Origin of the sequence: Halomonas sp. C22 (assembly GCF_007655045.1) — a bacterium.
GTDB lineage: Bacteria > Pseudomonadota > Gammaproteobacteria > Pseudomonadales > Halomonadaceae > Vreelandella > Vreelandella hamiltonii.
Genome location: NZ_VBVC01000004.1, coordinates 47,392 through 65,572, shown reverse-complemented (window position 1 = coordinate 65,572; position 18,181 = coordinate 47,392). Strand labels below are relative to the sequence as shown.

Sequence of the window (18,181 nt, the reverse complement as noted above, 5' to 3'; positions counted from 1 at the left end):
AAGGCAGAGATTGGCATTTAGCAAACTACCCGATCACGCCCTGCTCGCTTGCCCACATATAACAGTTCATCGGCGCGCTGGATCAGGTCGTCAAGTTCACTATGGCCATCTTGGGCAGTGGCTACCCCAATAGTCACACTCGGGCGCAGCGATGCCATGTCGCCCGTACTGGCCAGTTCCGCTACCCGCTGCTTCAATCGTTCGGCTACCTGCTGCGCATCGCTGGCAGTCGTATTGGGCAAGGCGACGATGAACTCTTCCCCACCAAAGCGGCCGATGACATCACCCGGCCGCAGCGACTGCTCGCATACCTCGGCAATACGCGTCAGCACCCAGTCACCATAGAGATGTCCCCAGGTATCGTTGATGCGCTTGAAATGGTCCACATCGATCATGAACAAGCTAAAAGGCGCTTTCTCGACGCCACAGCGCTGCAACGATTTGTTGGCCAGCATCATGAAGTGCGCACGGTTATTGAGCCGCGTCAGCGCATCGTGCTCGGCCACGTGGCGCAACTGTTCTTCCAATGCTTTTCGGCGAGCTATTTCCTGATGCAGTAGCTGGTTCTGACCACGCTCTTCACAAAGCAGGGCATACTGCTTGCGCTGTAGGCTCTCCAGGCGCAACAGGGCGCAGAACCCCACCACGATGCCCATGATCAATAGCAGCGCGATACGCAACGCAACAATGGCATCGATACCCGCAAATTGCAGTGCTGCAAAAAGAAATCCAATATTCAAGAACAGGCTAGCGGGCAGCGCCACGGTGAGCAGATTAGGGATCAACAGAAAAAACGCCATGGTAGCTACCACCACCGCCGTGATTTGAGTAGGCAGGCTTTCAGGGCGCAGCGGGACGATCAGGATGACGCCAGTGGCCAGCACCCATAATGGCAGCGCATGCAGCCAGTGGCGGTAGACATTCCCACCCCAATGCCTCACGAAAAATGCCACCCACAAACAGCTCCCAACCACCACCGCACGCATGGCCATTATTCTTTGGAACCGCTCACCGGGTCCCAACAAAAAGTAATCAGAAATAGCGAACATGGCGAATACCAGCGCCGCCACACTGACAGCGAGGCTAAACGTATGCCGTGCCCCCTCCATCATGGTGCGACGATAATCCTGCTCCAGCATGGCGTCGCAGAATTGCCCCGTCCATTCATGTACGCGATATTGTTGTTTTAATGCCAACTCCGCCACTCCCTCAGTATCGCGGCCATATTATTGTGGGCCGATACGTGCATGTATCGGCCAAAATGGCTCACGAAATCACGATGCAGGCTCCCCTACTGCTCCTGCGGTTTGGGCTTACGATACACTGCTTGCCGCGCATAAGATTAGACGAGGTTTCCACGTTTCCAGCGTTCGTCCATCCACTATGCGAGCTACCTGAGTCTCAACACGATAAGCTTGACACACACCCTCGATAACGGCTTGTACCATGAACACCCACTGGATTCTTGGCCCCGGGGCCATTGGCCGCTTGTTGGCACATTCACTGGCACCGCTTGCTGAGGTGGCCGTCATTGGCCGTCGCCCACTGCCTGGGCAGCAAATACTGACCACGCCGGAAGGCGAAACACATGCGCAACACTTGCCTTCGTTCACCGCTGAACGTTTGGCGCTTGGTGCGGCGGCACCGCCAGCTTTCGTGCACATCACCACCAAAGCGATGGTTGCCGAGGCGGCGCTGGCGAGTGTCGCCTGCGTACTGCCCCCCTCAACTCCCCTGGTGCTATGGCAAAACGGTTTTTATGCCCAGCCGCGCATCAGCCAAACATGGCACGGCCCGGTGCTGTGTGCGACGACCACGCAAGGCGCTTATGTAACCGGCGATGATCGTGTCGTCCACGCTGGTCGCGGGCCTACGTTTGTCGGGGATTTGGACAATCAGCACACAGCATTAGCGACCACCCTGGCAGCACTGCTGAGTAACGCCGGATTTACCGCCACGGCGGTAGGTGATATTCGCAGCCGCCTATGGCAGAAATTAGCGGTGAACGCGGCAATCAACCCGTTGGTAGCCCTGCATGGCGTGCGTAACGGAGCGCTGCGCGGCGATGCCTACTCAGGCCGTGTGATAGCTGTGGTAGAGGAAGTGGCGACGATTCTAGAAAAAGAAGGTATTGCACCGCCAAACGGTGATGAAGGGAAAGCCGCTTGGCTGGCGCTGGTGTGGCAGGTGGTAGAAAACACCGCAAATAACAAGGCTTCGATGTTGCAGGATGTGGAGGCGAGGCGGCTTACCGAGCGCAGCGCTATTTTGGGGCCGTTGATTGAGAGCGCGGAACGGCATGGGTTGTGGTGTGAGGTGTTGAAAGGGTTGGATCAGGAGCTGGCGTTGCTGGAGGCGGAGTTTTAATTGGGTTTGGGTGGTTTGATCGTCGCGCGCTAAAGCGCCCTCCCACAAACGCACCCAAAGTGAGTGCTGTACTAACGGCCAACAGATTGATTGAGCATGACGACAGCCGCCCCGGCAGTTGCGCCCCCTTTCCTTCACGTTACAGGGATCATCACGACCTTACGGTACGCGGGGCGTTCGGCGAGCTGCTCTGTCCAGCGCTGTAGATGGGGGTAGGATGACCAGGTGAGACCGCTGTTGAAGAGGTTGTAGGTGAACGGGGCGATGGCGATATCGGCCAGGCCGAAGTCTTCACCGGAGAACCAGGGCTGCTGGCTCAACGTGGTGTCCAGTTGAGCGAAAAGTTTTTCACAAGTGGCGATGGCGGGATCGAGTACCTGACTGTCGCGCTGCTCGGGTGGAGTGCGTACATAGCCCATCAGAATGGTGCGATGGGCAGGCGTGAGCAGGCTGGTCGACCAGTCCATCCACTTTTCCATGCGTGCCCGCTGGGCGGGTGCCTCGATCCATAAAGGGTTGGGGCCGTACTGAGCCGCCAGGTAGCGAAGAATGGTGTTGGACTCCCACAGCAGGCTTTGAGTGGCGTCATCCTTGAGCAGGGGTACCAGGCCACTGGGGTTCATGGCGAGGTATTCCGGCGTATCGTTTACCCCGTGTTGCAGGCCTGCCATGATCTGCTCGTACGGCAGTTGCAGCTCTTCCAGTGCCCAGAGCACTTTCTTGACGTTGGTGGAGTTGTTGCGGCCCCAAAGTGTAATCATGGCAGTCCTTGTGTTTGGCTCAATCGGCTGTTGAGTATGCCTTGGGTGGGTGTGAGTGGTGAATGGCACACTTACGGGTCAAGGGGCTTAGTCAAGGGGCTTATTAGACAACAGGTCGCGAGCTAAAGCTGCCTCCCACCCCACAATCCCACACTCACTCCACACTCCAACTCCTCACTATTCATTCCTCACTCTTTATCACTCAACTACTCGCTTTTATCCTGATACAGCTTGAGCAGGCTGGAGAAATCGAGTTTGCCGTTGCCACCCGCCTTGTGCAAGGTGAACAGCGCTCGGGCGGCGGAGCCCATGGGAATGGCAGCGGCGCTTTGCTGGCTGACATCCATGGCCAGACCCAGGTCCTTGATCATCAGGTCCACCTGGAAGCCGCCCTGATAACCTTTGGAGGCGGGAGCGTTTTCCATGACTCCCGGATAGGGGTTGTAGACGTTGAGCGCCCAGTTGCCGCCGGAACTCTGCTTCATGATTTCCGACAGCACGGCGGGGTCCAGGCCATTCTTGACGCCCATGTTGATGGCTTCACAGGTGCCTGCCATGAGGATCGAGAGCAGCATGTTGTTGCACACCTTGGCCACCTGCCCTGCCCCATGGTCTCCGGCGTGGAAGATGTTCTTGCCCATGGCCTGCAGCACGGGCTGCGCCTGAGCGAACTGGGCATCCGAACCGCCCACGATGAAGGTCAGCGTGCCCGCCTGGGCACCGCCCACGCCACCGGAGACTGGCGCATCCACGAAGCCGATGCCCTTTTCAGCGCCAGCGGCGGCGACGTGACGCGCGGTGTCGGCGTCGATGGTCGAGCAATCGATCACCAGGGCGCCCGCCTTGATGACGTCGAACAATGGCGCGTCGCCCTCCATGTACAGCCCCCGCACATGCTTGCCCGCCGGCAGCATGGAAATCACGAAATCGGCATCGGTCGCCGCGGCCTGGGCGGTGGCGGCGGTCTCACAGCCCTGGGCACGGGCGGTTTCCAAGGCCTCGGCGGCCAGGTCGAAGGCCCGCACTTGAAAACCGGCTTTCACGAGATTGGCTGCCATGGGGCCGCCCATATTACCCAGGCCGATGAAGGCTACGCTGGTCATGTTGTTATCCTTGTTGAGATTGGTCAGCAGTCGATTGAATAGCGCTCTCGAAAGAGACAGCGCGCGTTATTGAAGATCCGCCAGTGGGCTGGTCTCCCAGGGGGATGTCAGCAACTCCTCCATGAAGCTGGGCGGCACCGCGGCCACGTCCGGAAAACGCCAGCGCGGCTGGCCATCCTTGTCGACCAGTAGTGCACGCACGCCTTCGGGGAACTCCTCATGGCGACAGCACTGCACGGAAAGCGCCAGCTCGAACTGGAACACTTCGGCCAGCGACATGTACCGGGCGCGCTTGAGCTGCTCATCGATCAGCCGCAAAGAGACCGGGCTGCCATGGGCCAGAGTGCGCTGGGCTTTACTGAACCACTGGTCGTCGCTGTCGACTCCCAGCACCGCCGCCACCTGCTGCTCGACGGTATCGTGGTCCATCAGCTCGCGTATCAGTGAAGACGCCTTGTAGACAGGCGCTTCCAGCTCGGCAAACGCCGCCTGGGAAGCCTGCTCCAACTCGCGCAACACGCGGTTGACCACGCCATGGGCGTCGGTTTGCTCCCCCTCTCCCCAGCGGGCTTCCAGCAGCGCCTGGGCCAACGCCTCACGGTGGTGGCTGGCAATTGCTCGATCTGCCAGACCCAGATGCAGCGCATCGGGGGCATTGATCTGGCCACCGGTCATGGCCAGAAAACGCCCGGTGCCATTGGGCAGGCGATTGAGAAACCAGCTGGCCCCCACATCGGGGTACAGGCCAATGGTCACTTCCGGCATGGCCAGCCGCGACGTTTCAGTGACGATACGGTGGCTGCTGGCACTGAGCAGCCCCATGCCACCGCCCATCACGATGCCATGCCCCCAGCAGATGATCGGCTTGGCGAAGGTGTGCATCAGATAATCGAGCCGATATTCGCGCTCGAAGAAACGCTCCGGAAAGTCCGGCTCACCATCGCCGGTGATGGCCTTGTAGAGATTGACCACGTCGCCCCCTGCACAGAAGGCTTTTTCGCCTGCGCTGTCCAGCAGAATGGCCACCACACGCTCATCCTCCTGCCACTGGGTCAAGCGGGGCAGCAGCGCGTCGATCATCTCCAGGGTCAGCGCATTCAGCGAACGCTCGGCGTTGAGCGTGATCTCGCCGATCACATGGCCGTCCTGGGTCGTGTGCTCTTCAAACAGTACGCAACTCATTGCCTCATCCTTATCTGCTCGGGCGCCGGGGCTACAGTTCGGCGGCGCCATCGGCCAGCACACGGCGGGATATGATCAGCCGCATGATCTCGTTGGTGCCTTCCAGAATGCGGTGTACGCGGGTATCACGCACGTAGCGCTCCATGGGGTACTCCTTGATGTAGCCATTGCCACCGTAAAGCTGCAAGGCTTCATCGCACACCTTGAACCCTACATCCGTGGCAAACCGCTTGGCCATGGCGCAGTAGGCCGTGGCATCCGGGTGGCCAGCGTCCAGCTTGGCCGCGGCCATGCGCACCAGTTGGCGGGCAGCCACCAGCTCGGTCACCATGTCGGCCAAACGGAACTGCAGGGCCTGGAAATCGGCCAGTCGCTTGCCGAACTGCTTGCGCTCCAGCAGGTATTCACGGGCTTTGTTGAGCGCTTGCTGGGCGGTGCCGATCGAGCAGGTGGCAATATTGATGCGTCCACCGTCCAGCCCCTTCATGGCGATCTTGAAGCCGTCGCCTTCCTTACCCAGCAGGTGGCTGGCAGGCACACGCACATCTTCGAAAGTAATCATCCGGGTGGGCTGGCTATTCCAACCCATCTTGTCTTCCTTGCGGCCGTAGCTGATCCCGTCACTCTGGGCATCCACGGCAAAGGCAGACACACCGCCCGCCCCTTCGCCGCCAGTACGGGCCATTACCACCAGGAAATCGGTGCTGCCTGCCCCGGAAATGAACATCTTGCTGCCATTCAGCACGTAATGCTCACCGTCGCGCCGGGCGGTGGTCTTGAGCGATGCGGCGTCGGAGCCCGCGTTGGGCTCGGTCAGGCAGTAGGAGCCCAGCAGCTCACCGGTCGCCAATCGCTCGCCCCACTGCTCCACGGCTTCTGGCGTGCCGAAATCCGCCAGCATCCAGGTCACCATGTTGTGGATGGTGAGGTATGCCGTAGTGGAGGTACAGCCCATGGAGAGCTGCTCGAAAATGATGCTGGCATCCAGCCGCGAAAGCCCCAGCCCGCCCACACGCTCCGGGGCATACAGGGAGCAGAACCCCAACTCGCCTGCCTTGCGAATCACGTCCACCGGGAAAAAAGCCTCGGCGTCCCATTTAGCGGCGTTGGGCTCCAGCTCGTTCTGGGCAAACCCACGCGCCATATCGGCAAAGGCAACCTGGTCTTCACTCAGCTCAAAATTCATGGCGGTCTCCGCTGCGGCGAGTCCCTGAGTTCAGTCAGAAGCCTCGCCGAATATTATCGTTATCGGTCACGTTGACGTTTACGTTAACTTATATTTTTAGGCGGATTTGCGCAACCGAATCCCCCACGACCTTTGGCGTAGAAACGCCACCCGACCCAAGCCAAGCCCCCTCAAGCCAGCTGCCGTCTCACCCATAAAAAAGGGTGCCGCAAGGGCACCCAAATCCACAGACAGACGCAGTTTCTCGGCCCTTCCCGGGCGCTACTTGAAGTTCTTGCGGTATATCTTGGCCAGCTCGCCCACGATACCGCTGCGAAAACTCAGTACACACACCACGAAAATGATGCCCAGGATGACGCTTACCCAGTTGCCCAGCGGCGATTGGGCCAGAATATGCTGCAGGCTGACCACCAGACCCGCCCCCATTACCGGCCCGAGCAGCGTACCCACACCGCCCAGCAGGGTCATCAGAATCACCTCGCCGGACATGTGCCAGTGAGCATCGGTAAGCGACGCCAGCTGGAACACCACGGTCTTGGTCGCCCCGGCCAGCCCGGCCAGCGCCGCCGACAGGACGAACGCCAGCAGCTTGTAGGCATCGACGTTGTAGCCCAACGAGATGGCACGGGGCTCGTTCTCACGGATGGCTTTGAGCACCTGCCCATAAGGGGAGTGCACGGTGCGCTGAATCAGAGCAAAGCCCAGCAGGAACACGGCAAACACGAAGTAGTACATGCTCAGGTTGTTGCGCAGGCTGATGAACCCGAACAGATGCCCTCTCGGTACCCCATGCAGGCCATCCTCTCCTCCTGTAAAGGGGGCCTGCACGAACACGAAGAACACCAGCTGAGCCAGCGCCAACGTGACCATGGCGAAGTAGATCCCCTGGCGGCGAATGGCCAGCAGCCCGAAACCTGCTCCCAACAGGGTAGCGGTCAGCGTGCCTGCCAGTATGCCCAGCTCCGGAGTCAGCCCCGGGTAACTGGCCAGCAGATACCCGGTCACGTAACCGCCCGTTGCCAGAAAGGCCGCATGGCCAAACGACAGCAGCCCGGCATACCCCAGCAACAGGTTGAAAGCGCAGGCAAACAGGGCAAAGCAGAGAATTTTCATCAAGAACACGGGGTATGCGACGAAAGGCGCCACCAGCCCGACGACGATGAGTGCCAGATAGAACATATTGCGACGCAGCCTGGCCCGACGCTGACGCTCCTGCACGGCGGAAGGCAGCGCGACGGCTGATGAAGTATGCGACGTTGCCATGATTAAGCCTCCTTACCGAACAGCCCAGCGGGGCGTAACATGAGCACCAGGATCATGACCAGGAAAATGACCGTGTTGGAGGCTTCTGGGTAATACACCTTGGTCAATCCTTCGATGACTCCCATGCCCAATCCCGTCACGATAGCGCCCAGAATCGAGCCCATGCCGCCGATGACCACCACCGCAAACACCACGATCAGCAGGCTGGAACCCATGGTAGGTGAAACGGGGTAAAGCGGTGCCGCCAGCACTCCGGCAAAGGCCGCCAGGCCCACGCCGAACCCGTAGGTCAAGGTGATCAATAGCGGAACGTTGACGCCAAACGCCTGCATCAATTGAGAGTTTTCAGTACCGGCCCGCAGATAAGCGCCCAGCCGTGTACGCTCGATCATGAACCAGGTGAACAAGCACATGGTCAATGCCGCCACCAGCACCCAGGCCCGATAGGTGGGCAAGAACATGAAGCCCAGGTTGAGACCACCCTGCAGAATCTCCGGGGTGGCGTAACGCGCTCCGGAAACCCCGAAGAAGTTCACCAGAGTGCCTTCAAAAATCAGCGCCAACCCGAACGTCAGCAGCAATCCGTACAGGTGGTCCAGGTGGGCAATGCGACGCAGCAGAAACCGCTCCATCAGCATGCCGAAACCACCCACCACTACGGGCACCAGCACCAGGGCCAGCCAGTAGTTGATACCCAGATAGCGAAAGCCCAGCAGCGCCGCGAAGGCGCCCAGCATGTACTGCGCCCCATGGGCAAAGTTGACGATCTTCAGTAGCCCGAAGATAACCGCCAGGCCCAAGCTAAGCAGCGCATAAAAGGCTCCATTCACAAGCCCAAGCGTTAGCTGGCCCATGAAGACGGCCAGTGGCACGCCGAATATCATCGTCATGGTGTGATTCTCCTTGTCACCAGGCGGGGGCTGCCCGCCTGGTGCTGTTCAGCGTGATGTGCCGATCAGTTGTTCACCAGCGAGCACTGGCTTTCAGAGAGCGGGCGGTAGGCTTCTTCGGCGGGAATGGTGCTGAGGATGTTGTACAAGTCCCACTCACCGGAAGACTCTTCCGGCGTTTTCACCTGAGCCAGGTACATGTCGTGAACCATGCGGCCATCTTCACGAATACGGCCATTGCGGGCAAAGAAGTCCTCTACCGGCATCTCGGCCATTTGCGCACGAACGGTCTCCGGGTCATCGGTACCAGCGGCTTCTACGGCCTTGAGGTAATGCATGGTGCTGGAGTAGATACCGGCCTGAACCATGGTCGGCATGCGACCCACTTGATCGTAGTAACGCTCGGCCCACTCACGCGACTCGTCGTCCATGTCCCAGTACCAGCCAGTGGTCAGCAGCAGCCCTTGGGTGGCTTCCAGACCCAGCGCGTGCACGTCGTTGAGGAAGATCAACAGACCCGCCAGTTGCTGGCCGCTTTGGGTCAGGCCGAACTGGCTTGCCGTGGTGATGGCATTCACGGTGTCTGCCCCGGCGTTCGCCAGGCCCACGATCTTGGCACCGGACCCCTGAGCCTGAAGAATGTAGGAGGAGAAGTCGCTGGTGGGGAACGGATGGCGGACACCGCCCACCACTTCACCGCCATTGACGGCCACCACTCGGGTCACGTCGCCTTCCAGAGCATGACCAAAAGCGTAGTCAGCGGTCAGCATGAACCAGGTATCGCCGCCCTGCTCGACGACCGCCTTGGCGGTACCGTTGGCCAGGGGATAGGTGTCGTAGACCCAATGAATATGGTTGGGGGTACAGTGCTCGTTGGTGATACTGGAGGCTGCCGACCCGGACACGATCCCCAGGCCGTTGTTCTCTTCCAGCACCTTGGTGACCGCAATGGTCACCGACGAAGCCACCAGACCGCCCACCATGTCCACGTTGCGCTGATCGATCCACTCGCGCACGGTGTTGGCGCCAACGTCCGCACTATTGCGGTCGTCGGCGCTGAAAATCACGATGGGGGCACCGTTGACGCTACCGCCGAAGTCGGCCACGGCCATTTCCATGGCCGTTTGACCGCCCGGGCCCGCCAGATCTCGGTAGGTGCCCGACATATCGGCCAGATAGCCAATGCGCACTTCGCCGTCGCTGATCTCGGCTTGGGCGGCAGACGCCATCATGCTGGCAGTGGCAGCCACGGCAATGCTGGCGGCCAGCGTTTTCTTGGTAAAGATCATGTTCGTCTCCTGGCCCTTGGGGCCTTTGTTGTTGTGATGCGGACGCTGTGGTGATGCGGACGTTCAATGGTTGTGGTTGTGCTTGTGTTTGAGTGAAGCGTGAGCAGTGCAATCAAAGGATGCGTTGTGTGCGGTGTCTATACCCCCAGCATGCTGTTCAAGTGCTCGCGGCGCGAAGGCAGCTGCGCCGCCGTGATCTCCTCGACGATCTGGCCGTGATCCATGACGAAATGGCGGTCGGCCAGCGGCGCGGCAAAACGGAAGTTCTGCTCGACCAGTACGATGGTCATGCCCCGCTCTTTCAGCTGCACCAGCACTTCGCCCAGCTTCTGCACGATGACCGGGGCCAGGCCTTCGGTAATCTCGTCGAGCAGCAGCAGCCGCGCACCGGTGCGCAGAATGCGCGCCATGGCCAGCATCTGCTGTTCACCGCCAGAGAGTCGGGTTCCCTGACTCTTGCGCCGCTCGTACAGGTTGGGGAACATGGCATAGATCTCATCCAGGCTCATTCCACCGGAGCGCACCGTGGGCGGCAGCAGCAGGTTTTCGTGCACGTCCAGGCTGGCAAAGATGCCGCGCTCTTCAGGGCAATAGCCAATACCCAGACGAGGAATATGGTGAGGCTTCATGCGCAGGGTTTCGCTGCCATTGATGACGATGGAGCCGGTGCGGCGCCCCACCATGTTCATGATGGCCTTTAGCGTGGTACTACGCCCTGCACCGTTGCGACCCAGCAGCGTCACCAGCTCGCCCCGCTTGACGTTGAAATTGACCCCATGAAGGATATGCGACTCGCCATAGAAGGCGTGCAGGTCCTGCACACGGAGCATTTCCAGGCTTTGAGTCTCTGCGACCGGATGTTCGAGGGCTTCTGCAGTCTTCATACGGCGGCCTCCTCACTGGCAGCTTCGCTGCCCATATAGGCTTCACGTACCAGCGGGTTGCGGGAAACGCTATCGTAGTCGCCTTCCGCCAGTACCGCGCCTCGGGCCAATACCGTAATGCGGTCACACAAGCGGCTGACCACGCTCAGGTTATGCTCCACCATCAGCACGGTACGTCCCTGGGAAACGCGCTTGATCAACGCCACGATGCGGTCCACGTCTTCGGCACCCATGCCCTGGGTAGGCTCGTCCAGCAGCATCATGCTGGGGTCCAGCGCCAGAGTAGTCGCCACCTCCAAGGCGCGCTTGCGGCCATAGGGCATTTCGACCGTCAATGTATCGGCATACTCACGCAGCCCCACTTCATCCAACAAGGCCAGGGCACGATCATTGAGGTGATCCAGCGTTTTTTCGGACTTCCAGAAATGAAACGACGTGCCCAACTGGCGCTGCAGCGCAACACGCACGTTTTCCAGCGCCGTCATGTGCGCAAACACCGCCGAAATCTGAAACGAGCGCACCAGGCCCAGCTGGGCAATTTCATTGGATTTCTTGCTGGTAATCGGCTGGCCACGGTAGAGAATCTCACCGCGCGTTGGAGGCAGGAACTTGGTGAGCAGGTTGAACACCGTGGTTTTGCCGGCACCATTGGGGCCGATCAGGGCGTGGATATGCCCTTCCTGCACCTGTAGGTTGACGTTATCCACGGCCGTAAAGCCGCGAAACTCTTTGGTCAGCCCTCGCGTTTCGAGCACTGGCCTCTGGGTCACTTCATCTGCACGCATGAGGTAGGACGCCTCTTGTTATTCTTGTAGGGTGGGAAGCGCGGCGGAGTAACCGACAACGCATCCTTACCTGAACGTAAGCTGTAGGTGCAAACTAGCAACCCAGTACCGGGTATTACAATTACAACTTTGGTCTACGCACCACGATAGCGCAGCGCTTGAAAACGCTGAAACCAACAAATTTCAACAGCTTGCAAATTTTAAACGCTTACCAACGATAGCCACTCGCTACTTTACGTTAACGTAAACTTGTTTTAGCCTCATGGTCAGTGTTCCATAGGGACATCCCCCTATCGACGAGAATAACGATCATGAGCAAAACCTACACGATCAGCGAGTTGGCCAGCGAGTTCGATGTCACCACTCGCAGCATCCGTTTTTATGAAGACCAGGAGCTGCTGCACCCTTCTCGCCGTGGGCAAACACGCATTTACAGCAGCAAGGACCGCGTACGCCTGAAGCTGACCCTGCGCGGCAAACGGCTAGGCTTTTCACTGGCTGAGATTCGCGAACTGTTCGAGCTGTGGGACGAAACGCGCAGCGGCAGCGAAAAGCAGTTGCACCTGATGCTCAGCAAGATCGGCGAACGCAAGGCCGCGCTGGAGCAGCAGATGAAAGACATCACCATGGTGCAACTGGAGCTGGAGAGTGCAGAAATCCGCTGCCGCCAGGCGCTGGAAGAGTTGAACGAGAAGCACCCGGCCACTTCCAAATAAGCCGCTCGAATACCGCCAGCAGACACGGTCCATTAACAATTAACAATCAACAAGCAACGACGACAAGGTGATTGAGCATGTTTTCCCACTACACAGAACTGAATTTTGGCCTCGACGACGAGCTGAACATGCTGCGCGAACAGGTCAATGCGTTTGCCGCCAGCGAAATAGCGCCCAGAGCCGCCGAGATCGACCGTAACAACGAGTTCCCCAACGACCTGTGGCAGAAGTTTGGTGACATGGGGCTGCTGGGCATTACCGTCCCGGAAGAGGATGGCGGTAGCGGCATGGGCTATCTGGCGCACTGCATTGCCATGGAAGAGATCTCCCGTGCCAGTGCGTCGGTGGCCCTCTCTTATGGCGCGCACTCCAACCTGTGCGTCAACCAATTGAAGATCAACGCCTCCGCCGAGCAGAAAGCCAAATACCTGCCCAAACTGATCAGCGGTGAGCACGTAGGCGCGCTGGCCATGTCGGAGCCGGGTGCCGGTTCCGATGTAGTGTCGATGCAGCTGCGCGCCAAGGAAGATGGCGACCACTACGTGCTCAACGGCAACAAGATGTGGATCACCAACGGCCCCGATGCCGACGTGCTGGTGGTCTACGCCAAGACCGACCCGGAAGCAGGCTCCAAGGGCATCACCGCGTTCATCATCGAGAAAGGCATGCCCGGCTTCTCCACCGCCCAGAAGCTCGACAAGCTGGGTATGCGCGGCTCCAACACCTGCGAGCTGGTGTTTCAGGACTGCCGCGTGCCCGCCGAGAACGTGCTGGGCGAGGTAGGCAAGGGCGTGCGGGTATTGATGAGCGGACTGGATTACGAGCGCACCGTGCTGGCCGCCGGCCCCATCGGCATCATGCAGGCCGCCATGGACGTGGTCATTCCCTATATCCACGAGCGCAAGCAGTTCAACCAATCCATCGGCGAGTTCCAGCTGGTACAGGGCAAAGTGGCCGACATGTACACCACGCTGAACGCTTGCCGCGCTTACCTGTATGCCGTGGCCAGCGCCTGCGACCGGGGCCAGACCTCGCGCAAGGATGCCGCCGGGGTGATTCTGTATTGTGCTGAAAAGGCCACCCAGGTCGCGCTGGACGCCATTCAACTGCTGGGCGGCAATGGCTACATCAACGAATATCCCACCGGCCGCCTGCTGCGCGATGCGAAGCTCTACGAAATTGGCGCCGGTACCAGCGAAATTCGCCGCATGCTGATTGGTCGCGAACTCTTCACCGAAAGCCATTAATCGACTCAGGAAGGTTTGCGCCATGAGCACACTCTCGACACAGATCAACCCGCGCAGCGATGTTTTTCAGGCCAACGAGGCCGCCATGCTGGGGGAAGTGAACAAGCTGCGTGAGCTGACCGCGGCCATCGCCCAGGGCGGCGGCGCCAACGCCCGCACCCGCCACGAAAGCCGTGGCAAGCTGTTCGTACGTGACCGTATCGACCACTTGATCGATGAAGGCTCGCCGTTTCTGGAATTTTCTGCGCTGGCAGCCCATCACGTTTACGACAGCGACGTGCCCGCCGCCGGGGTGGTCACCGGGATTGGCCGGGTATCGGGGGTGGAGTGCGTGATCGTGGCCAACGATGCCACGGTCAAGGGCGGCACCTATTTCCCGCTGACGGTGAAAAAGCACCTGCGCGCCCAGGAAGTGGCTCGCAAGCACCGCCTGCCGTGCATCTACCTGGTCGATTCCGGCGGGGCTTTCCTGCCCCGCCAGGACGAGGTCTTCCCCGACCGCGACCACTTCGGCCGGATTTTCTACAACCAGGCCACGCTCTCTGCCGAGGGTATCCCGCAAATCGCGGTGGTCATGGGCTCCTGCACCGCAGGCGGTGCTTATGTACCCGCCATGGCGGACGAGTCCATCATCGTCAAGGAGCAGGGGACGATCTTTTTGGGCGGCCCACCGCTGGTCAAAGCAGCGACCGGGGAAAACATCAGCGCCGAAGACCTGGGCGGCGCCGATGTGCATACCCGCATCAGCGGCGTGGCCGACCACTATGCCGAAAACGACGCCCATGCGCTGCAGCTGGCACGGGCCTGCGTGTCCCGGCTCAACTGGCAAAAGCGTGGCCAGCTCGCCATGCAACCCCCCAGGCCGCCAAGACTCGACCCCGCAGAGCTGTACGGCATCGTCGGCACCGATCTGAAAAAACCTTACGACGTGCGCGAAGTGATCGGCCGTATCGTCGATGGCTCTGATTTCGATGAGTTCAAGCGCTACTACGGCGACACCCTGGTGACCGGCTTTGCGCATATCCACGGCTACCCGGTGGGTATCGTCGCCAACAACGGCGTGCTGTTTTCGGAAAGCGCCGTGAAAGGCGCGCACTTCATCGAACTGTGTGCCCAGCGCAAGATTCCGCTGGTCTTCCTGCAGAACATCACCGGCTTCATGGTGGGCTCCAAATACGAGCACGAAGGCATCGCCAAGCACGGCGCCAAGCTGGTCACCGCCGTAGCCTGCGCCAACGTACCGAAGTACACCGTGCTGATTGGCGGCAGCTTCGGTGCTGGCAACTACGGCATGTGTGGCCGAGCCTACGACCCCAATCTGCTGTTCATGTGGCCCAATGCGCGTATTTCCGTGATGGGCGGCGAGCAGGCAGCAGGCGTACTTTCCCAGGTGAAGCGCGAGCAGTACGAACGTGAAGGCCGGGAATGGAGCAAGGCAGACGAAGAGGCCTTCAAACAGCCCACCCGCGACCAGTACGAGCACCAGGGCCACCCCTACTACGCCAGCGCGCGCCTGTGGGATGACGGAGTCATCGACCCGCTGCAAACCCGCGACGTGCTGGGTCTCTCGTTGGCCGCCGCCATGAACGCAGAAATCAAAGAGACGCGCTTCGGCGTGTTCCGGATGTAAGGGGCATCACATGGCTTACTCAACCCTGGTTATCGAATCGGGTGTCGCCCGGCTGACCTTGAACCGTCCAGAGGTGCACAACGCCTTTGACGATCGCTTGATCGCCGAACTGAACGGTCATCTGGAAACCCTGCACGATCTGGCCAGCGCAGGCGACGTGCGCGTAGTGGTCCTCGGCTCCGAGGGCAAGAGCTTTTCGGCCGGTGCGGACCTGAACTGGATGAAGCGCATGGTCGATTACGACCTGGCCGACAACCTGGCCGATTCACGCAAGCTGGCGGCGCTGATGCACGGCCTGGACACGCTGCCCTGCCCCACCCTGTGCCGCGTTCAGGGCGCCGCGTTCGGTGGCGCGGTCGGGCTTGCCGCCTGCTGCGACATCGTCATCGCTTCCGAGAAGGCTCGGTTTTGCCTGTCGGAGGTCAATATCGGCCTGTCACCGGCCGTGATCAGCCCTTACGTCCAGCGCGCCCTTGGCCAACGGCAGATGCGCCGCTACGCGCTGAGCGCCGAAATCATGGATGCCCCTACCGCGCTGCAGCTGGGGCTCGCCCACCAGGTAGTCGAACACGATGCGCTGGATCACGCCATCGATACCATGATCGACACCCTGGCAAAGGGCTCTCCTCAGGCGCAGCGGGCAACCAAAGCCCTGCTGGCCAGCGTGGCCCAGGCCCCGGATTCGGATGCCACCCGCGAGCACACCTGCCAGGTCATCGCCCAGCTGCGGGTCAGTGAAGAAGGCCAGGAGGGCCTGGCCAGCTTTTTCGACAAGCGCCGCCCCGCCTGGACATCCCCCGAAGAACACCAACACGCCGCGGAGCCACGCTCATGACGCCTACCCCGACCCCCTTCGATACCCTACTGGTAGCCAACCGGGGTGAAATTGCCTGCCGCGTGATGCGCACCGCCCGCCGTCTGGGGCTGAAAACCGTGGCGGTCTACTCGGATGCCGATGCCACCGCCCGCCATATGCGGGAAGCCGACGAGGCCGTGCGTCTTGGCCCGGCGGCCGCCCGGGAAAGCTACCTGAACATCGAAGCAGTGATCGACGCCGCCCAACGCACCGGCACCGGCGCCATTCACCCCGGTTACGGCTTTCTGTCCGAAAACGGCACCTTCGTCAAAGCGCTGGAACAGGCCGGTATTACCTTCGTTGGCCCGCCCGCTTCCGCCATTGCCGCCATGGGCGACAAATCGGCGGCCAAGGCACGCATGGCCAACGCGGGGGTGCCGCTGGTACCGGGCTATCATGGCGACGACCAGGATGACGCCCTGCTGCGCGCCGAGGCCGACAAAATCGGCTACCCGGTGATGCTGAAAGCCAGCGCAGGCGGCGGCGGCAAGGGCATGCGCGTGGTCGAAAGCGGTGAAGGCTTCAAGGCGGCGCTGGACGGCTGCCGCCGGGAATCGAAAGCCGCCTTTGGCGACGACCGCATGCTGATCGAAAAGTATCTGGTGCAGCCCCGCCATGTAGAGGTACAGGTCTTTTGTGACCGCTACGGCCAAGGCGTGTACCTCTTCGAGCGCGACTGCAGCGTGCAGCGTCGCCACCAGAAAGTCATCGAAGAAGCCCCTGCCCCCGGCATGACGCCCGAGCTGCGCGCCGCCATGGGCGACGCCGCCGTACGCGCTGCCAAGGAGATCGGCTACGTGGGCGCGGGCACGGTGGAGTTCCTTCTGGACGCCGACGGCTCGTTCTACTTCATGGAGATGAACACCCGCCTGCAGGTGGAGCACCCCGTCACCGAGATGATCACCGGCCAGGATCTGGTGGAGTGGCAATTGAGAGTCGCCATGGGCGAGCCGCTGCCCTGTCGTCAGGACGAGCTGACCATCACAGGTCACAGCTTCGAGGCGAGGCTCTACGCCGAGGACCCAGAGCAGGACTTCTTGCCTGCCACCGGCCTGCTGTCCCGCTTCGAACTGGACACCGAAGGCGCGGGCCTGGCCGCCGACCAGGTGCGCCTGGACAGCGGCGTGGAGAGCGGCGATCGCGTGTCGATGCACTACGACCCCATGCTGGCCAAGCTGATCGTGCACGGTGTCGACCGCGACGCAGCGCTGGCTACCTTGAACCGGGCGCTGGCCGCGCTGGATGTGCAGGGGGTGGTGACCAACCGCGCCTTCCTGCAGCGACTGGCCAATCACCCCGGCTTCAAGAACGTCGAGCTGGACACGCGCTTCATCGAACGCAACGAATCGACGCTATTCGCGCCACGCCGCTACACCACGCAGGACTATGCCAGCGCTGCGCTGATCGGGCTGCACCAGCTGGCTCAGGAGTGCGAAAGCGACTCGCCCTGGGACCGCCACGACGGCTTCCGGCTCAATGCCCCGCATACCATCCGCATCACGCTGTGCGACCCCAGCGCGGCACAAGGCTCGGAGAGTGACAGCCTGGTCGTGGTGGAGGGCAAACGCACGAACCTGGACGCCCAGTGGCAGCTGACCATCGGCGAGCACACGCTCAGCGCCAGCCTGCAACCGCTGGCAGGCGATGCGGTGGCGGTGACCCTCGACGGCCATCGTCGTCGCCTGCAGGCCTACCGGGATGGCAATGTCGTCGTGATGGCCGAACCCAGCGGCGAAACCCGCCTGCTCTGGCAGCGTATCGACGCCATCGACCACGGCCATCAGGAAACCGAGGCGACCCTTACCGCCCCCATGCACGGCACCGTCGTGGCGCTGCTTGTCGAACCCGGCACCACGGTAGAAAAAGGCATGCCCTTGATGGTCATGGAGGCCATGAAAATGGAGCACACCATGACGGCACCGACCCACGGCAGCGTGGCCACGTTCCACTTCCAGGCAGGCGACACGGTCAGCCAGGGTGACGTGCTGCTCGACTTTGCCCCCAGCGAATAGGAGCTTCTCC

General features: G+C 60.8%; 16 protein-coding genes. 6 read left to right on the top strand and 10 right to left on the bottom strand.

The window, feature by feature from the left end; all coding sequences use genetic code 11:
* Positions 1-17: 17 nt before the first annotated feature.
* Positions 18-1,196 carry a GGDEF domain-containing protein gene (locus FEU76_RS09655; RefSeq protein WP_144982531.1) on the bottom strand — a complete coding sequence of 393 codons (1,179 nt, stop codon included), beginning with the start codon at positions 1,194-1,196 and terminating at the stop codon, positions 18-20.
* A gap of 250 nt (positions 1,197-1,446) precedes the next feature.
* Here FEU76_RS09655 and FEU76_RS09650 point away from each other — a divergent pair, with 250 nt between their 5' ends.
* The gene (locus FEU76_RS09650) at positions 1,447-2,367 is read left to right on the top strand and encodes a ketopantoate reductase family protein (protein WP_144982528.1); all 921 of its coding nucleotides are present in this window, start codon (positions 1,447-1,449) and stop codon (positions 2,365-2,367) included.
* A gap of 134 nt (positions 2,368-2,501) precedes the next feature.
* Here the strand turns inward: FEU76_RS09650 and FEU76_RS09645 are convergent, their stop codons facing one another.
* The 9 genes from FEU76_RS09645 to FEU76_RS09605 all read right to left on the bottom strand — a co-directional run bounded on the left by FEU76_RS09645 (position 2,502) and on the right by FEU76_RS09605 (position 11,710).
* The gene (locus FEU76_RS09645) at positions 2,502-3,128 is read right to left on the bottom strand and encodes a glutathione S-transferase family protein (RefSeq protein ID WP_039177085.1); all 627 of its coding nucleotides are present in this window, start codon (positions 3,126-3,128) and stop codon (positions 2,502-2,504) included.
* A gap of 206 nt (positions 3,129-3,334) precedes the next feature.
* Complete coding sequence (gene mmsB, locus FEU76_RS09640) at positions 3,335-4,231, bottom strand: 3-hydroxyisobutyrate dehydrogenase (protein ID WP_144982525.1); 897 nt, start codon at positions 4,229-4,231, stop codon at positions 3,335-3,337.
* Between the two features lie 66 nt (positions 4,232-4,297).
* Positions 4,298-5,413 carry an enoyl-CoA hydratase/isomerase family protein gene (locus FEU76_RS09635; protein WP_144982522.1) on the bottom strand — a complete coding sequence of 372 codons (1,116 nt, stop codon included), beginning with the start codon at positions 5,411-5,413 and terminating at the stop codon, positions 4,298-4,300.
* A gap of 31 nt (positions 5,414-5,444) precedes the next feature.
* Complete coding sequence (locus tag FEU76_RS09630) at positions 5,445-6,599, bottom strand: acyl-CoA dehydrogenase family protein (protein WP_144982519.1); 1,155 nt, start codon at positions 6,597-6,599, stop codon at positions 5,445-5,447.
* A gap of 261 nt (positions 6,600-6,860) precedes the next feature.
* Entirely contained in the window at positions 6,861-7,862 is a 1,002-nt protein-coding gene (locus FEU76_RS09625) for a branched-chain amino acid ABC transporter permease (protein ID WP_039177099.1), read from the bottom strand.
* A 2-nt stretch (positions 7,863-7,864) separates the two neighbouring features.
* Positions 7,865-8,752, bottom strand: a complete 888-nt coding sequence (locus FEU76_RS09620) for a branched-chain amino acid ABC transporter permease (RefSeq protein WP_039177102.1) — start codon at positions 8,750-8,752, stop codon at positions 7,865-7,867.
* Between the two features lie 65 nt (positions 8,753-8,817).
* Positions 8,818-10,041 carry an ABC transporter substrate-binding protein gene (locus FEU76_RS09615; protein WP_144982516.1) on the bottom strand — a complete coding sequence of 408 codons (1,224 nt, stop codon included), beginning with the start codon at positions 10,039-10,041 and terminating at the stop codon, positions 8,818-8,820.
* A 137-nt stretch (positions 10,042-10,178) separates the two neighbouring features.
* Entirely contained in the window at positions 10,179-10,925 is a 747-nt protein-coding gene (locus FEU76_RS09610) for an ABC transporter ATP-binding protein (protein WP_039177107.1), read from the bottom strand.
* Positions 10,922-11,710, bottom strand: a complete 789-nt coding sequence (locus tag FEU76_RS09605; RefSeq protein WP_039177114.1) for an ABC transporter ATP-binding protein — start codon at positions 11,708-11,710, stop codon at positions 10,922-10,924. The genes FEU76_RS09610 and FEU76_RS09605 overlap by 4 nt, the downstream gene beginning before the upstream one ends.
* 311 nt (positions 11,711-12,021) lie before the next feature.
* Here FEU76_RS09605 and FEU76_RS09600 point away from each other — a divergent pair, with 311 nt between their 5' ends.
* The 5 genes from FEU76_RS09600 (at position 12,022) to FEU76_RS09580 (ending at position 18,171) form a co-directional block, all read left to right on the top strand.
* On the top strand, positions 12,022-12,426 hold the full coding sequence (locus tag FEU76_RS09600; RefSeq protein ID WP_039177116.1) for a MerR family transcriptional regulator: 405 nt from the start codon (positions 12,022-12,024) through the stop codon (positions 12,424-12,426).
* 77 nt (positions 12,427-12,503) lie between these two features.
* Positions 12,504-13,673, top strand: coding sequence for an isovaleryl-CoA dehydrogenase (locus tag FEU76_RS09595; RefSeq protein ID WP_096923122.1), 1,170 nt, complete (start codon positions 12,504-12,506; stop codon positions 13,671-13,673).
* Between the two features lie 22 nt (positions 13,674-13,695).
* Positions 13,696-15,303 (top strand): carboxyl transferase domain-containing protein, encoded by a 1,608-nt coding sequence (locus tag FEU76_RS09590; protein WP_039177120.1) that lies wholly within the window; start codon positions 13,696-13,698, stop codon positions 15,301-15,303.
* A 10-nt stretch (positions 15,304-15,313) separates the two neighbouring features.
* The gene (locus FEU76_RS09585; RefSeq protein WP_039177123.1) at positions 15,314-16,138 is read left to right on the top strand and encodes an enoyl-CoA hydratase/isomerase family protein; all 825 of its coding nucleotides are present in this window, start codon (positions 15,314-15,316) and stop codon (positions 16,136-16,138) included.
* A complete protein-coding gene (locus FEU76_RS09580; RefSeq protein ID WP_144982514.1) occupies positions 16,135-18,171 on the top strand; it encodes an acetyl-CoA carboxylase biotin carboxylase subunit in 2,037 nt (678 codons plus the stop codon). Before FEU76_RS09585 ends, FEU76_RS09580 begins: the two co-directional genes overlap by 4 nt.
* Positions 18,172-18,181 lie beyond the last annotated feature (10 nt).

Coding starts and splice junctions, on each gene's coding strand:
- FEU76_RS09650 (WP_144982528.1), top strand. CDS start 1,447: ATGAACACCCACTGGATTCTTGGCCCCGGGGCCATTGGCCGCTTGTTG.
- FEU76_RS09645 (WP_039177085.1), bottom strand. CDS start 3,128: ATGATTACACTTTGGGGCCGCAACAACTCCACCAACGTCAAGAAAGTG.
- mmsB (WP_144982525.1), bottom strand. CDS start 4,231: ATGACCAGCGTAGCCTTCATCGGCCTGGGTAATATGGGCGGCCCCATG.
- FEU76_RS09635 (WP_144982522.1), bottom strand. CDS start 5,413: ATGAGTTGCGTACTGTTTGAAGAGCACACGACCCAGGACGGCCATGTG.
- FEU76_RS09630 (WP_144982519.1), bottom strand. CDS start 6,599: ATGAATTTTGAGCTGAGTGAAGACCAGGTTGCCTTTGCCGATATGGCG.
- FEU76_RS09625 (WP_039177099.1), bottom strand. CDS start 7,862: ATGGCAACGTCGCATACTTCATCAGCCGTCGCGCTGCCTTCCGCCGTG.
- FEU76_RS09620 (WP_039177102.1), bottom strand. CDS start 8,752: ATGACGATGATATTCGGCGTGCCACTGGCCGTCTTCATGGGCCAGCTA.
- FEU76_RS09615 (WP_144982516.1), bottom strand. CDS start 10,041: ATGATCTTTACCAAGAAAACGCTGGCCGCCAGCATTGCCGTGGCTGCC.
- FEU76_RS09610 (WP_039177107.1), bottom strand. CDS start 10,925: ATGAAGACTGCAGAAGCCCTCGAACATCCGGTCGCAGAGACTCAAAGC.
- FEU76_RS09605 (WP_039177114.1), bottom strand. CDS start 11,710: ATGCGTGCAGATGAAGTGACCCAGAGGCCAGTGCTCGAAACGCGAGGG.
- FEU76_RS09600 (WP_039177116.1), top strand. CDS start 12,022: ATGAGCAAAACCTACACGATCAGCGAGTTGGCCAGCGAGTTCGATGTC.
- FEU76_RS09595 (WP_096923122.1), top strand. CDS start 12,504: ATGTTTTCCCACTACACAGAACTGAATTTTGGCCTCGACGACGAGCTG.
- FEU76_RS09590 (WP_039177120.1), top strand. CDS start 13,696: ATGAGCACACTCTCGACACAGATCAACCCGCGCAGCGATGTTTTTCAG.
- FEU76_RS09585 (WP_039177123.1), top strand. CDS start 15,314: ATGGCTTACTCAACCCTGGTTATCGAATCGGGTGTCGCCCGGCTGACC.
- FEU76_RS09580 (WP_144982514.1), top strand. CDS start 16,135: ATGACGCCTACCCCGACCCCCTTCGATACCCTACTGGTAGCCAACCGG.